This is a genomic window from Lentibacillus sp. (assembly GCF_035301925.1).
Lineage (GTDB): Bacteria > Bacillota > Bacilli > Bacillales > Amphibacillaceae > Lentibacillus.
Map to the genome: position 1 here is coordinate 21,579 of NZ_DATGTI010000167.1, position 13,616 is coordinate 35,194.

Below are 13,616 nucleotides of genomic sequence, written 5' to 3' on the forward strand. Positions count from 1 at the left end.
TTGTGTTGACCTTTTTTGCCTTACCTTTAGTTTTCACTTTGTCATGGCCTTTTATTTTGCTATTATGATCCTTGGCTTTATCGTGGCCCTTCGCCTTACCGTTATGCTGCTTTACTTGCTCATGCCCTTTAGCCCTGCCGTTATTGCCATGACCATTCTTTTTATTCCCGATTTGACTGTCAACGTTATCATGGCTGCTTAGCCCATAACCTTTTCTCTGAGCATCCTTAGACTTTAACTCACTTGGATGCTTTGATTAGTACTGATTGCCTGAGTTTACACTTTCTTGCCGCTCCGACATTTTATCACTGCTGCCCATGTCTCTTGAATCCTTTTGACCAGATGATGTCTTGCTTCCGGTATCAGCGGTTTTATTTGTTTCAGCTGCCGACCCTGAGTGACGACCCTCGTTTTTATAAAATGAATGTATAATATCTCTCTCATTGTCCTCAACAAAGCATTCTCCAGCTGCACTCGTGTTGTTATCACCGGAAGATTCCGATTCAATAAAATTAACTGTCATCAGTTGGTTCATTGATTGCTCACTGTTATGGGCCTTTTCCCGAATGTCCTTTGGAATTTGAAATGTGACAATTTCCCATCCTTCACCATGGTTCAGAAAGAATTCATCAATCACGTCGGTTACAGAAACGTGATGTGCCTCGGAAAGATAACTTACACCTGCAAGCATGTTTTTCCCATTCTGAAGCAAGTTCTCCTTTTCGCTTTCAGTCATAATTTTTTCAATGACGGTTTCCAATTGGTCGCCTTCATAGTCTGTAAGCGTCGAAAGGACTGATTCCGCATCATCATTCAAAGGCACAATTGATTTAACGTTCAGCTGTTCGTCAATTTCCAGTTCAATATTTGGGTTGATGGAAATATTGACATATGCATATGTTTGATTTTTGTCCGTCATCAAATAAACCGGCATCAATAAAAGCAGGAGAAACAAGATGGCAGGTATTTGAAATGAAGCATGTCTTCTGTTGCAGAAATAACGAAACAGTGGATGGTGCTTGCCACTGATCGGCTTGTAACTGATTTCCATGCCAACGGATGCATTTTCCGGCCGCTGTGCTTTTTGGAAGGTACCATCTTTTCGCATAACAATTATGTAATTACGATGCTTTTCCATCACAATTCCTTTTTTCACTACCCCATCCCCTTCAGATACTCCTTAAGATACGTGTAATCCTCGTCCAGGATGATGAAAATGGAGAGGATGAACTTCCGGTTTCGCTCCAACGTTTTCTTGCTGACGTTGATCAGCTTGGCCAAGTCTTTCAAAGGAAGTTTTTTCTTTTTCCGTACATAATATCTTAAATCCGTATCGTTATGCAATGTCCTTGCCACAGCAATTGCTGTTTCCCGTGCATCTTTATGTTTTGGCGACACGTCTGCCAGCTGGGCCAATGATAACTTATAACTGCGAAGTTTTTCCTTAAAGTCAAAAATCTCCTCCCTGAGATACAAGACATCCTGATTTTTCCGATAAAATTCATTAACGGCCAAAACTTCAGCCGGATTTTCCATCTGTTCTTCATCGTAGCTATCGTCCAAAGACATTGCAACCGGTGTCTTTTGGACATATCTTATGTAATCAATTACTTTCCGTTTCACAACCAGCTTGGAAAAAGTCAGGAACGAACTGCCTTTGTCAGGGCAGTACGACATCATGGCATCGTTAAAAGCATTTAAACCAATGCTGAATTCATCATCCGTTTTGGGATCAATATAGCATTTGCACACTTCGGAAACGCATTTGGCAATAAATGGCTGGTAGCTTTTCAAAAGGTGATTTTGTACTGATTGATCCCCCTGCTGCGCCAATGCAATCATATCTTCAAGTGGCCGCTCTTTTAAGGATTGGTTGCTTGACACCTTGCAGCACCTCCAGCCAATATTAAGTTCGTTTCAAGATCATATTTTTTGAATGTGGTTTTCGGTAAACTAAGCTCAATTAAGCTATTTATGATTAAATCATTAATAGTCATGATGTATCCACCATCTTTTATTATAATTTGTCCCGCATGGTCCCGCATGTAATGGTCAGTAACCCGCCAAATGACGGCGGCTAACTGACCTTAAATGCCCGATTCGGTTCAGCTAACATTCAGCGGGAAAAAACATTCTGTTGTATAAAGCTTCACTTATCCAATATGATTTATCATAACGTACTCGGCAAATGGTTTCGAGAACAGGTTTATTACATTTTTTTTAAAAGTCCGTTACTATCCAAATATAGCGGTAGCATGATATCTTGAGAAAAACTCGGCTGCCGGATTTTTTTCAAAGGTCAAAGTCAAGATGTCAGGCTCGAAGAAATCGGGGAGTCAGCTGTGATATTTATAATAATAGTCAATCGGTATAAACAATCCGACCCGTCCGTGTGTATCGTGATGGAGGGTGGCAAACACAATTCCGATCACGCTGCCATCCTGAGTGATGACCGGACTGCCGCTATTGCCGCGGTAAACCGGTGCTTCCATCATGACAACCGGTTGGTCCCAACCGTTAAGTGTTATATAATCAATCACTCTGCCTTGATTCGCGATGCCATTAAAACGGATTGGGTTGCCAATAAAATAAACCTGCTCATCACCTGGTTCAAATGTCGTTTCTCCTGCAAGCTCTAGGTAAGGCAGTGCACTCCCGTCAACATTTAAGACTGCCAGATCAACGGAAGGATATGTCGCCACAACATCCCCGGAAAACAATCCTTCTTCAGGAAAAGCCACAGTGGCCGATTCTTCACCTTCCACCACATGATGATTGGTAATAATCGTCCCATCGGCGGATATTGAAAAACCGGTGCCCCTTGAGTCATCCGTTTCAATAACAACCACTGATTTTTTATAAGTCTGTATGTCATCCTGCGTTGACAGTTTGGCAGAGGTGATTAAAAAATCAATTGCCGGAATGGAAAACGTCCTTGGAATCATAGAGGCTACATTTAATACCATAACTACAGCAATCAGCCAGAAAACCCACTTTGGGAAAGGTCGCCGGGGTTTACGATTTTTCTTCTCCCCAGCCCTTGCAAGTGCTTTCTGCCGTTCCTGTTCAACAAGTTCGTACAATTCTTCTTCATCCAGATCTTCATATAAATCGTCATCGATCATATCATGGTTTTTCTTATCGTTAACCATAAGACACCGCCCAACAAGCCATGATTCACACATTATCTGTTTTTCTGGTTATGACAGTCGTATTTGCATATAATCAGAAAGAAAGTCCTGTTTTCTTTTATTATACCATTTTAAGTTAGAATAATTGAATCCGCTTGCCGAACCATATTCATCGTCAATATGACAGCCGAAACACAAATTTATACACTAAATCGCCATATTTTTTGTGATACCTATCACATTTTATCTATTTTTGTCATAAAAAAAACGGCAAAGATGATATAATTCTAATTGATAAACTTTAAATGGACGTGGATGTTTATGTTACTTAAAGGGCATTACAATAAAATTGAACCCGCTTCCGGCGCCATCATTATGGCATGCGGCATTTTCCTGATAGGAGCTGTTGAAGCATTTCCGACTCTCGACGTTGTATATGGTAAATATTTGGCGTTTTTTCTGCTTGTTGCGTGGGTGATTATTTATAAGGATTTATCAATACAGTTCTTTCACCGGGATTTTCTGATTCCTTTTATTCAAAATCCGGTCAATTCGTTTGTCATTGGTACTTGGATTGCTGGTGTATCGGTGCTGTGTAATGTGTTTCTGAAATATTTTCCGGAAATTTTATTATTGACTCAGGCAATGGCCATTCTTAACACATTTTTATGGCTTTTCTTTTTAGTCAATTGCTTTTACAATTTCAAGCAGTTATTATTTGACTACAAAGACTTTCCAGTGCATGGGGCGATATTGCTGTCAACGGTTGGAACACAATCAATCATCATTTTATTGAATAATGTTTTTTTTCAGTTCCCCGTCTATTTTTCTCAAGCAGTCATCATTTTAGGTCTTGTCTTTTATCTGGCTGGGATAATACTGCTTTATAACAGGTTCATCAAGCATCATAATTGGACGCTCGCTGACGATTGGGCAAATACGAACTGTATAATCCATGGTGCCTTGTCCATTACAGGTCTGGCAATTGTCACAACAAATACTTTCACGCCCGGATTCGTCACCTATTTTTGGATATTGGTGTTCGCATTGCTGATCATTGTTGAAGCGGTCGAAGTGGCCCGCGCCATTAAGCGGATTAAACAATATGGCTGGAACAAGGCGATTTTCACGTATCATGTTACCCAGTGGTCCCGAAACTTTACATTTGGCATGTTCTATGCATTCACATTGGTTATGCAGCAAAATCCGTTTTATCCAATCGCAGAGCCGCTTTACAACCTGCAGCGGACGTTCATGGACTATTGGGCTTGGGTGGTCCTGATCGCCATACTTTGGGAAATTGCCATCTTTTTGAAGGCGCGGCTTATCGAATTATACAATGAAAAACTCATTATCAATAATCAATAACACACCCCGATAGAAAGGATAATTGCAATGCTTCTTGACGACATGCTTGAATATAATGAAAGGTTTGTAAGTGAAAAGAAATACGAGCCTTTCCAGACAGATAACATACCGAATAAACGGACCGTTATCTTCACATGTATGGATACACGTCTGGTTGAGCTATTGCCTAAAGCATTAAACATCCAAAATGGTGACGTTAAAATGGTCAAAAATGCGGGTGCGATTCTTCGTGATCCTTTTGACAACATCATGAAAAGTATTCTTGTTGCGATTTACGAATTAAAGGCAGAACAGGTTATGGTTATTGGGCACCATGATTGCGGCATGTCACATATGGATCCGGCTGCATTCAAGGCAGGCATGCTTGAAAAAGGAATTTCCGAAGAATCACTCAATACGCTAAATCACGCCGGGTTCAGTCTGGAAGATGAATTCAGAGGTTTTGTGTCAGTTGAGGATTCGGTTAAGGAAAGTGTTGCTGTCGTTCGCAATCATCCTTTGCTGCCATCCTATGTAAACGTTCACGGACTGGTCATTGACCCGGAAACAGGTAAAGTCGACCTCGTCGCAAAAGAATAGCATTGTGCAACGTATGGTGAATCGGCCCAAACCGGCACAGAATTGGCCCAAGTTGTCACAATTGTACCAGGATAAACCCGGCTCGGTAGAATCAGCTTATCGTCAAACCTTTTGGCAATAGGCCTTAGCTTGCACTTATGTACACAAAAAAACTGGCCTTCCTTAAAAGGGAGACCAGTTTTTTTGTTATCTTAAACATGATATTCATTACTTTCTTCCACTTCTTCAGCTGCCAGGCCTGACAATACATGGACACGTAAAATAAACCCAACCAACTTTTCCTTTTCATTGACGACAGCCAGCGGAAAACTTGATTCAAGTGCTTTAGCAATCAAATCGTTAACATATTCATCTTGTTTCACAATGGTAATATCCGTTCGCAGCATATCCTCAAGAGATTTTTTATCCTTCAGGCCTTTTATGGCATCATCAATGGTGACGATTCCTTTGACATGCCGGCTGCGATCCACGACAAAGACACTCGATATGCCATTCTCCTCCATTTCTTTACGGGCAACGTTCAATCCGTCCTTCATGGAAACAAGTGCATTCGGTTTGATCATGATATGCTCCGCTTGGAACACTTTTGACCGGTCAATATCCTTAATGAAATCAGAAATATAGTCATTGGCCGGATTCTCAATAATCTCCTCGGGTGTGCCAATCTGATTGACCTTGCCATCTTTCATGACCGCAACCCGGTCACCCAGTTTGAACGCTTCATTGACATCGTGTGTAATAAAAATAATTGTCTTTTGCAGCCGCTCTTGAATATCCAGAAGCTCAAGCTGCATTTCACGACGGATAAGCGGGTCCAATGCACTGAACGGCTCATCCATCAGCAGAATATCCGGGTCGTTGGCAAGCGCCCGGGCCAGACCGACACGCTGCTGCATACCGCCGGAAAGTTCGTCCGGATATTTATCTTCATAACCTTTTAAACCGACAATATCAATATTTTTTTGTGCGATTTCCCGCCGTTCCTCTTTGGAAATATTACGGACTTCAAGCCCATATTCGACGTTTGCCAAAATCGTACGATGGTTAAAGAGGCCAAAATGCTGGAAAACCATCGCAATTTTTTCCTGACGAACCTTTTTGAGCTGGGCCTTGTTGTGCTGAACGATATCTTCGCCGTCGATATAAATAGCGCCATCTGTCGGTCTATTTAATAAATTAAAACAGCGGATAAGGGTTGACTTGCCACTTCCGGAAAGACCCATGATGACGAACGTTTCACCCTGTTTAATCTCCATCGATGCATCATAGACACCAACCGTATGACCTGTTTCAGCGAGTATGTCGTCTTTACTCATACCACTTTTGATTTTAGGAATGACGGATTTGGGTTTGGGTCCGAATATTTTCGAAACTTGTTCGACTTTTATCTTTGTATCCATTAGCTTACCCTCCTGTGCTTCTGGAATTTATCCGCAAGACCGTTGGTAACCCGATCAATAATAATGGCAAGAAACACAATGCTGATACCTGCCTCAAACCCTAAAGCAATATCAATTTGGTTGATTGATACAAGCACTTGCTCTCCAAGACCTTGGGCACCAACCATCGATGCGATAACGACCATTGCCAGCGCCATCATCGTTGTCTGGTTCACACCTGCCATGATGGTCGGCAAGGCTTGCGGCAGCTGTATTTTAAACAGCATCTGCATGTTGGATGAGCCAAATGATTCCGCTGATTCAATCACTTCTTGGTCCACACCGCGGATTGCCAGCTCTGTAAGCCTGATAACGGGAGGTATAGCGTAAATTAATGTAGCAAAAATGGCGGATATGTTTCCTAAACCGAAGAAGAAAATAGCTGGAATTAAATAGACGAAACTCGGCATGGTCTGCATCGCGTCAAGGATTGGCCGCATGACCGTGGAAAATCCTTTGCTGAACGCCATCCATACGCCAAGCGGAATTCCCAGTGCCAATGAAATAATAACGGCAGTCATCACAATGGCAATCGTGGTCATCAAATCTTCCCATAACCCGAACGTTCCAATCAGAAATATGAAAATACCATAAAGAACACCGGCAAAGATCGATTTGAAATACCAGCCCAGCAGCACGATGATTAAAATAAACAGCCACCATGGCAGCCACAGAAGAAATCCCTCAATGCCACTGATAATCTCAGACGAAAATAAATAAATGAAATCAAAAAAGCTTTCCAATGATCGATCCAAAAAATTAATGAACGTTTCGACGTAGTCACCGAGTTTAAACGTTATATCCGGAAATACGCCCATAAGATACACACCTCTCTTTTTAAGTTATGAAACTTCATTCAGCGGGGTGTTTTTCTCTCCCGATCAAGAAGCGGAACACATGCTAAGTTCGCAACATCGTGTTGTACAGCCTTTGTGACCTGCATCGAGCAGACCGAGCAAAGTCAGTCATTTATGGCAGTCAGCCGCCATTTTAGGGTTATATGCGTTGTATAAATCAGAAAAGCAGCCAACCGGCAGGCCAGCTGCTTTACAAGTTATGACAGTGATTCCTTCACTTTCTCAGCTACATCTTCAGGAACCCAACTGGTCCATATATCTTCGTGTTCGTTCATCCACCACTCGGCTGCCTCTTCAGCTGAAGCATCTTCATTTTCATTCATATAATCCAAGGCTTCTTCAGTCAGATCACTGCTAGTTTCATAGTTGCTCAGAAACTCCACAACCTTTGGTGCCGCATCAGGTACATCTTTATGAACACCTACCACAACATCATTTGGCGGTAATTCTGTACCTTTTGTTTCTTCATATACTTCCGGATCATATGCCGGCTCTTCCAGCAGTGTTAAATCATATTTAGCCGTCACAGCAGTCGGTGACCAATAATAACCAACCCATGGCTCTCCCGCTTCATATGCATCAGCCAATGACGCAACAATTGCGGCGTCTGAACCCGGCTTAAAGTTGACAAACGAATCATTTAAACCATATGTCTCCATTTTTTGGGTGATCGCTTTTTCTACTGCCCATCCGCTTGGTGCGTTAATTAAACGGCCTTTTCCTGGCTCTGCCGGATCTTCAAATAGTTCAGGATAGTTCTTCAAATCCTCAACTGTTTTTAAATCAGGAGCCATTGGTTCGATTCCACGCTCCTCGTCTCCTTCAATGACATATGTCGGCACATATAAACCCTGCTTATTATCATCAAAGTTTACGGAAACTTTTTCAAAATCACCTGCTTCAATCGCTTCATTGTATACTTCCTTGATGTTATCCGTCCATAATTCCATGTAGATATCAATATCACCTTCCCGCAGCCCTTGAACGGTTGCAGCCGTTGATCCTGGTGTTACTTCCGTATCAATGCCATAACCTTCTTCAATAATTTTCTGCGCAATAGAATTATGAACCCTGATGCTGTTCCAACCTGCATCAGCAAAAACCAATTTATCAACGGTTGCCTCTGAACCCGACTCACCATTTTCTGAACCTGATCCGCCGCAAGCAGCAAGTACGGCTAAAAGACCAATAGATACCATCATTAATAGTTTTTTCATGTGATTACTCCTTTTGTTATTTTCCAGTGATCTTTAAAATACACAAATAAGCAGCATCTCAATTGACGAGGTAAAGATGTCCCTGAAGGATTAGTTGCAGCATGGATTACAAAAAAAGAAGCATTAGTAAGGATTTTGTCGCGCTCGCAAACATCTTTTATCATAATAAACAAACCAGTTTTTATCAAATGGCATAAAAACTGTTATAATCCGATAAATGTGGATATAACAGAAATATTTTCTAATAACACACCAAAACCAAACATATATGCCAAAATACTACAAATATCGACACAATCTGAAATTAGTAATTTTTGGGTGAAAAAACCGCCGGCCATAAGTTCAACAGGGCTAACCCAAATATTTTATTGTCCCACCTCCCATCATAAAACTGTGTTAAACCAATAATCCCGTACCACTTTTATAGTGATACGGGATTATTTTTGAGATCCAATTATTTAAGACAACCCTTTTGAGTCTGCACCTCTTCAGGCTGGTTGACTTTATTCATAACGTCCTTTGATGCCAGCTATCCAGTCATTTCTATTCACTGCCTGTATCCTTAATAATTTCAATCACCCGGTCGCGCGCTTTTTCACTCTGATAGTTTTTCATATGATCGATCATGACCGGTGCCTGCTTTTTCAGCTTGATCAGTTCCTCTGCCAGTGATTGTTCGGTTAATGCTTCCTCTTCCAATACCCTTGCATAGTTTTTTTCTTTAAATGAATTGGCGTTAATGATCTGGTCACCTCTGCTTGCTGATTTTGACAACGGGATCAAAAGCATCGGCTTATGGAGCGCCAGGAATTCAAAAATCGCATTGGCACCTGCACGTGATAGCACGAAATCAGTCGCCGCGAATAAATCCTTCAACTCTTCATTGATATATTCAAATTGGGTATAGCCATCTTGTTGAATGGTTGGATCCGTTTTTCCCTGACCGCAAATATGGGCAATCTGGAATTCGGCTAAAAGCTGATCAAGGCTGCCCCGAACCGCCTGATTAATTTTCTCGGCTCCAGCACTGCCACCCATGATGAGCAAAACAGGCTTTTCTTTTGTGAAGCCGCACATGTCAAGTCCTTTATTTTTATCACCTGCAAACAATTCATCCCTGATGACGGCCCCGACATATTCCGCTTTTTTTTCCGGCAGATAATCCATTGTCTCCGGAAAAGTGGCAAGTACTTTTTTGGAAAACGGAATGGCAATCTTGTTGGCAAGACCGGGTGTGAAATCGGACTCGTGAATGACTGCCGGCACACCGCGCAGTTTTGCCGCCATGATAACCGGTACGGAAACAAAACCGCCCTTGGAGAAAACAATTGACGGCTTTCGCTTGCCGATGATCCGCCACGCCTGCATCGTCCCCTGCAGCACTTTGAACGGATCCTTCACATTTTCCTTTGAGATATAACGGCGCAGCTTTCCAGTTGAAATCGGATGATAGATGACCCCATTAAGTGATTCAATCAGTCTGCGTTCAATCCCTTCTTTGGAACCGATATAATCAATTTCCCATCCTTCCTTCTGAAAAACAGGGATAAGCGCAAGATTGACAATCACATGACCGGCTGTGCCGCCGCCTGTAAATAAGATTCTTTTTGCCTGCATAAACGAAGCACTCCTTCTTTCATGACACGAAATAAAAAGGTATAATGATTCTTATATGTATACTGACTTCTTCAATCCTAGCGGTAAAATGACCTAAATATATGAAGCGAATCTTTAATTAGTGGAGATCCCCTCATCCCCTTGTTAATTCATTGCACAGTTTCATTGTTAGGGTGAGACCGATTCCCATGTTAATTATATAACTACATTACCATTAAATATCTTTTTCAACTACATTTTTATATTCAGAAAAATTGATTTGATGATTGGTCGTCTGAGCAGCTGTTTTTTCTGAGAGAAGCGTCCTCTCTTACCTTTTCACTGTTTTTCTGCAGCATTTGGGCAGAGAGAGGCGTCCTCTCTTACCTTTTCACTGTTTTTCCGCAGCATTTGGGCAGAGAGAGGCGTCCTCTCTTACCTTTTCACTGTTTTTCCGCAGCATTTGGGCAGAGAGAGGCGCTATCTCTTACCTTTTCATTGTTTTTCCGCAGCATTTGGGCAGAGAGAAGCGCTCTCTCCGACCATTCAGCAGCTTTTGAACTTTATTTGGGCACTGAGAAGAAAAATAAGGCTCGAATCATACAAAAAACAGGCAAAAATCGTCCACAGATTAATGCCTGTTTTTATGATTTGTTCTTCGCGCACGACAGTACCGTTTTAAATGAACTTAGAGGAACAGTCCTGCAATCGTGGCTGACAAAATAGAAGCCAGCGTTGCACCGATCAGTAGTTTCATACCAAATCCGGAAACCTGTACAGCTTTTTTGCTGTCAATTCCCTGCACCGTTCCTGCAATAATACCGATCGATGAGAAATTGGCAAAGCTTGTCAGGAATACTGAAACAATGCCAACGGTTTTTTCGGACATGGAGCCCAGGATTTGTTCAAATTCCAGCATCGCGACAAATTCATTGGTAACGATTTTCGTTCCCATGACACCGCCTGCCTCGATGACCTCACCTGGTGAAATACCCATCAGAATACCAATTGGCGCAATGATATACCCCAGAATTTCCTGAAGTGTAACACCGGCAAATACGAACTGGATGAGCCAATTGACCAACTCAAGCGCGGCAATGAAAGCAATCAGCATTGCCGCAACGATCAAAGCAATTTTCCCGCCATCCAGCGCACCATTACTCATCGCTTCAAAAATACTCTTATCATTCGAAACTTCCTTCACATCAACCTTATCTTCCTCTTTCGATACATTTACCGGTGCAATGACAGATGCCAGAATCAATGCACTGAACATATTAAGCGGTAGAGCTGCCAATACATATTCAGGCGGCAGAATTTGCAGATATGACCCGACGATTGACGCTGATACCGATCCCATCGCCGATGCACTCACAATATACAGCCGGTTGTTATCCAAATGATGAAATTGTGTTTTGACAGCCAGTAATGCTTCGGATTGTCCGAAAAAGATACTGTTGACTGCATTAAACGATTCGACTCTTGGCAATCCGGTTATCTTTGATAGTAATCCGCCCAAATATTTAATGATCGGCGGAAGAATCCGTAAATACGTCAGAACGGAAAGAAGCGTCGCAAAAAAGATAATTAAAAGAAGAACATTAAAGAAGAATACACTTCCACCTTCTTCAACCAGAATACCGCCAACAACGAAATTAACACCTTCCGTACCGAATTCAATCAATTTATTGAAACCGGCTGAAATTCCGTTAAGAACAGTCCTGCCGATCTCCGTGTAAAGCATAAACCAACTAATGATAAGCTGGGCAAGCAGCATGATACCAATGCCTTTATAATTAATCTTTTTCTTATCATTGGACATCAAGTAAGCCAGTCCCAATACAACAATAATTGCTAAAATCCCAAGTAGTATATCCACCGATGTGCCTCCCTTTTGATGTTAAAGCGAATCAATAAACCCTGAAAATGCTTACAAATCCACTTTTTCCATAACTGATTTTAACAGGTTGTCAGACGTCCGGCAAGATAAAATTTTTCCATTCGCCTAAAGTAGTTATTCCCGGAAGAATCAATTTTTAACATATTCAATGACATTGACCAAAGATTTAATATCGTAAACGAGAAAATCAACGCTATCGATGGCAGACTCACAAATGTCGAGGACCAGTTGCGTATTGTCACTGAACAGACTGCTAAAAATTATGAATTTCAATACACAATGGAAAGTATGGAACGTACATTTGATAAAAAAGTAATGGAGATGGCATCAGATATCAAACTATTAAAGAAAGCAGCCATCAACTAAAAAAACCATATCTTATTCACAACATTTCCCAAATATTTTTCCAAATAAAAACCCCCCGCAGTGACGTCTCATCAATGCGAGGGTTTCATTCATATCAATTAGCCTTCCAGCAATAAATCATATGGATCTTCCAGCAGTTCTTTAATCCGGACAAGGAACTGTACTGCTTCTTTACCATCCACAATCCGGTGGTCATATGATACAGCAAGATACATCATTGGGCGAACTTCAATCGAATCATCCGGCATAACCACAGGGCGTTTTTGAATGTTATGCATACCAAGAATCCCAACCTGTGGCGCGTTCAGGATAGGCGTTGACAGCATTGATCCAAAAGTACCACCGTTGGTAATTGTAAAGGTTCCGCCCTGCAGGTCTTTCAAGGATAATTCCTTATTAACTGCTTTTTTGCTTAACTCGCCAATTTCTTTTTCCACTCCGGCAAAGTCCAATTTATCTGCATCACGCACAACCGGTACAACCAGTCCTTCATCGGTCGAAACAGCAATGCCTATATCATAGAAATTTTTCTTGATAATTTCTTTACCCTGTATCTCTGCATTCAGCAATGGGAAATCTTTTAAAGCACCGATGACGGCTTTCGTAAAGAATGACATGAATCCTAGTTTTACACCGTGTTTTTCTTTAAAGTCCTCTTTCCGTTCATTACGCAACTTCATAATGGCTGACATATCGACTTCATTAAATGTCGTCAACATAGCAGCTTCTTGCTGCACATCCACCAACCGGTTGGCAATCGTCTGACGGCGGCGGGACATTTTGATACGTTCAACAGGCTTTTCAAACTCGGTGTCTTCGGATTGCTTTGGTTCTTCTTTTTTAGCCGGCTTGGATGTTTTTTGAACGCTGGCGCCTTTCGCAGCAGAATCGACATCTTCCGGACGAATACGACCTAATGGATCACGTGCCTGTACTTCACTTAAATCAATACCAAGTTCGCGGGCACGCTTACGGGCCGCAGGGGATGCAATGACATCCTGACTGCTGTCAGAAGAAACATCATCCTGTTTTTCTTCTTGCGCTTGTTTATCATCTTTTACAGGTTCTGATACTCCTTCTCGTTTCTTACCAGTATCTTCGGATTCAGCAGGAGCTTCTTTTTCACCTTCACCGGAATCACTGCCGCCTGCTTCACCATTTTC

General features: G+C 41.7%; 12 protein-coding genes. 3 read left to right on the forward strand and 9 right to left on the reverse strand.

The features are described from left to right. Positions 1-256: 256 nt before the first annotated feature. From VK080_RS13820 to VK080_RS13830, 3 genes are all read right to left on the reverse strand, one after another. Complete coding sequence (locus VK080_RS13820; RefSeq protein ID WP_324225354.1) at positions 257-1,156, reverse strand: anti-sigma factor domain-containing protein; 900 nt, start codon at positions 1,154-1,156, stop codon at positions 257-259. Further along, a complete protein-coding gene (gene sigI / locus VK080_RS13825; protein WP_324225355.1) occupies positions 1,156-1,884 on the reverse strand; it encodes an RNA polymerase sigma-I factor in 729 nt (242 codons plus the stop codon). The genes VK080_RS13820 and sigI overlap by 1 nt, the downstream gene beginning before the upstream one ends. Positions 1,885-2,336: 452 nt before the next feature. Further along, on the reverse strand, positions 2,337-3,152 hold the full coding sequence (locus VK080_RS13830; protein ID WP_324225356.1) for a serine protease: 816 nt from the start codon (positions 3,150-3,152) through the stop codon (positions 2,337-2,339). Between the two features lie 300 nt (positions 3,153-3,452). Here VK080_RS13830 and VK080_RS13835 point away from each other — a divergent pair, with 300 nt between their 5' ends. Continuing rightward, positions 3,453-4,499, forward strand: a complete 1,047-nt coding sequence (locus VK080_RS13835; protein ID WP_324225357.1) for a hypothetical protein — start codon at positions 3,453-3,455, stop codon at positions 4,497-4,499. A gap of 27 nt (positions 4,500-4,526) precedes the next feature. Further along, positions 4,527-5,078 carry a carbonic anhydrase gene (locus VK080_RS13840; RefSeq protein ID WP_324225358.1) on the forward strand — a complete coding sequence of 184 codons (552 nt, stop codon included), beginning with the start codon at positions 4,527-4,529 and terminating at the stop codon, positions 5,076-5,078. Between the two features lie 191 nt (positions 5,079-5,269). Here VK080_RS13840 and VK080_RS13845 read toward each other — a convergent pair whose 3' ends face one another. The 5 genes from VK080_RS13845 to VK080_RS13865 form a co-directional block, all read right to left on the reverse strand. Beyond that, positions 5,270-6,478 (reverse strand): glycine betaine/L-proline ABC transporter ATP-binding protein, encoded by a 1,209-nt coding sequence (locus VK080_RS13845; RefSeq protein ID WP_324225359.1) that lies wholly within the window; start codon positions 6,476-6,478, stop codon positions 5,270-5,272. Next, positions 6,478-7,335 (reverse strand): proline/glycine betaine ABC transporter permease, encoded by an 858-nt coding sequence (locus VK080_RS13850; protein WP_324225360.1) that lies wholly within the window; start codon positions 7,333-7,335, stop codon positions 6,478-6,480. Before VK080_RS13850 ends, VK080_RS13845 begins: the two co-directional genes overlap by 1 nt. Positions 7,336-7,571: 236 nt before the next feature. After that, positions 7,572-8,591 (reverse strand): ABC transporter substrate-binding protein, encoded by a 1,020-nt coding sequence (locus tag VK080_RS13855; RefSeq protein ID WP_324225361.1) that lies wholly within the window; start codon positions 8,589-8,591, stop codon positions 7,572-7,574. Positions 8,592-9,134: 543 nt separating this feature from the next. Further along, on the reverse strand, positions 9,135-10,208 hold the full coding sequence (locus VK080_RS13860; RefSeq protein ID WP_324225362.1) for an undecaprenyldiphospho-muramoylpentapeptide beta-N-acetylglucosaminyltransferase: 1,074 nt from the start codon (positions 10,206-10,208) through the stop codon (positions 9,135-9,137). Between the two features lie 667 nt (positions 10,209-10,875). Next, a complete protein-coding gene (locus VK080_RS13865; RefSeq protein WP_324225363.1) occupies positions 10,876-12,066 on the reverse strand; it encodes a NupC/NupG family nucleoside CNT transporter in 1,191 nt (396 codons plus the stop codon). Between the two features lie 249 nt (positions 12,067-12,315). On the opposite strand from VK080_RS13865, the gene VK080_RS13870 reads away from it, so the two are divergent. Continuing rightward, a complete protein-coding gene (locus VK080_RS13870; protein WP_324225364.1) occupies positions 12,316-12,453 on the forward strand; it encodes a hypothetical protein in 138 nt (45 codons plus the stop codon). A 98-nt stretch (positions 12,454-12,551) separates the two neighbouring features. Here VK080_RS13870 and odhB read toward each other — a convergent pair. Beyond that, positions 12,552-13,616, reverse strand: a 1,065-nt coding sequence (gene odhB, locus VK080_RS13875) for a 2-oxoglutarate dehydrogenase complex dihydrolipoyllysine-residue succinyltransferase (protein WP_324225365.1), incomplete at its 5' end; no start/stop codon positions are given.

What these genes read in the sequence shown, in the direction of transcription:
- VK080_RS13830 (WP_324225356.1), bottom strand. Translation starts at nt 3,152, where the DNA reads ATGGTTAACGATAAGAAAAACCATGATATGATCGATGACGATTTATAT.
- VK080_RS13835 (WP_324225357.1), top strand. Translation starts at nt 3,453, where the DNA reads ATGTTACTTAAAGGGCATTACAATAAAATTGAACCCGCTTCCGGCGCC.
- VK080_RS13840 (WP_324225358.1), top strand. Translation starts at nt 4,527, where the DNA reads ATGCTTCTTGACGACATGCTTGAATATAATGAAAGGTTTGTAAGTGAA.
- VK080_RS13845 (WP_324225359.1), bottom strand. Translation starts at nt 6,478, where the DNA reads ATGGATACAAAGATAAAAGTCGAACAAGTTTCGAAAATATTCGGACCC.
- VK080_RS13850 (WP_324225360.1), bottom strand. Translation starts at nt 7,335, where the DNA reads ATGGGCGTATTTCCGGATATAACGTTTAAACTCGGTGACTACGTCGAA.
- VK080_RS13855 (WP_324225361.1), bottom strand. Translation starts at nt 8,591, where the DNA reads ATGAAAAAACTATTAATGATGGTATCTATTGGTCTTTTAGCCGTACTT.
- VK080_RS13860 (WP_324225362.1), bottom strand. Translation starts at nt 10,208, where the DNA reads ATGCAGGCAAAAAGAATCTTATTTACAGGCGGCGGCACAGCCGGTCAT.